The organism is Streptomyces sp. NPDC055966, from assembly GCF_042269865.1.
In the GTDB taxonomy this organism is placed as follows: domain Bacteria; phylum Actinomycetota; class Actinomycetes; order Streptomycetales; family Streptomycetaceae; genus Streptomyces.
Window position 1 is genome coordinate 1 of record NZ_JBHJYK010000084.1, and the last position, 1687, is coordinate 1687.

Genomic DNA, 1687 nt, shown 5'->3' on the forward strand with positions numbered 1-1687 from the left:
TTTTCCGCGGGCGAGATAGGGGACGCACTTGGCTTTGATCACGTCCCGTGGGACACGGAGTGCTATCTGGCCGTTGACTCGACGGTAACGGCCAGTTTTCTTCGTGTCGTTGTGCTGGGTCGTGATCTCATAGCCGAGAAACCTCGCTGCCCGGGTGCGGGCGTGAGTGATCAGCGTCTTTTCCTGGGACAGTTCCAGCTTGAGTTCATCACGCAAGAACTGGGCCAGGCGTTGTTTGATCTGCTCGGCCTCGGCTTTCGGGCCGGTGAAACCGAGGAGGTGATCGTCCGCGTAGCGTATGTAGCGCAGCCTGCGGTATGCCGGATCGTTGGGATCCGCGCTCGGCAGGCTGACCATCCGCTGACGCAACACACGGGCCTGCACCCGGTCGCCGCGCCGGCGGGCTTTCGCCAGCAGATTCTGTAACTCCAGGTAGGCCGGGTTTCTGGCCCGGCGGTCTCCCCGGGTGTACTCCGGAATCAGAACTGTCTCGACGAACTTATCCAGCTTGTGCAGGTAGATGTTGGACAGAATCGGGGAGGCCACTCCGCCCTGCGGCGCTCCGGAGAGTGTGGCGCCCCACCTCCAGTCCTCCAGGTATCCGGCTGTCAGCATGTTGCGCACCAGCCGCAGAAACCGCTGGTCATGGATCTTCTCGCCGAGGATCGACAGCAGGACCTGGTGGTCCAGGCTGCCGAAGCAGTCGGCGATGTCCCCTTCGATGAACCAGGACGTCCCGGTCCAGGTGTGGTCCACCTCCCGCAATGCGGTATGGCAGCCACGACGGGGACGGAACCCATGAGAGCGGTCGGAGAACGTCGGCTCGTAATACGCCTCAAGTAACAGGCGGACCACCTCACCAACGAGCTTGTCCGACCAGGTCGGCAGCCCCAGCGGACGCGTCTTCCCATTCTTCTTCGGGATATGGACGCGCCGGACCGGGCGGAAGCGGTAACGCTCGTGGCGCATCGCTTCAATGATCCGGTCGATCTTCCGCTGTGACATGCCGTCCGCGGTTTCCGACGTGACCCCGGGCGTCATCGCACCATGATTGGCGTAGATGCGACCGTAGGCCAGCAGATACAACTGCGGGTTGAACAGCTGCCGATACAGCTCATCACACGGCAAGCCACGCCTGCCGCGTTCACGCAGGACACCCAGCACCGTTTTGGCGTTCTGCATTCCGCATACCTCCCGGCTTCGAGTGTCCGAATCACCTGGCCCCCTTCGCCCGATGCAGACGGCTTTCCCGTCCTCCCTGGCCGGTCGTGACTCCGGCGACTACTACGGGGCCTCCGTCGCCATAGGATTCTCATCCCGTAGGCGATCCCACGTTCATCCCTGTCTGTACGTTCTAGCGCGACACAGGCGTCCCACTCATCTCCTTGAATGCCCTCGTTGGACATCGCCCCGCGCTCCGGAAGTTGCTCCGGCCACAGCATCGAAGCCAGAGCAGAGCGCGGCACCGGTTTCAGCTGTCCTTCCGGCGGATGGGAACTTGCATCATCTGGAGATTGGGCTTCAAACAATCCAGTCTTCGCCATATCGCGCGGGCCACCCAGCACACCGTCTCCGACAACTGAGCCCGGTCACTGGTTTTCTGACATGCTTTTGTCCCCTTCGCCTTTCGGATCCAGGTAAGTCATCGGGCCCAGGAACCTCCTTCCGAGTTCCTCCCGGCTGAACC

Annotated in this window: 1 protein-coding gene; it reads right to left on the reverse strand. The window is 62.2% G+C overall.

Going from position 1 to position 1687, the window contains the following annotated elements; genetic code table 11:
• The coding region (locus ACFC8N_RS48870) for a reverse transcriptase/maturase family protein (protein WP_376296103.1) at positions 1 to 1182 on the reverse strand (1182 nt) is incomplete at its 3' end.
• Positions 1183 to 1687: the final 505 nt, after the last annotated feature.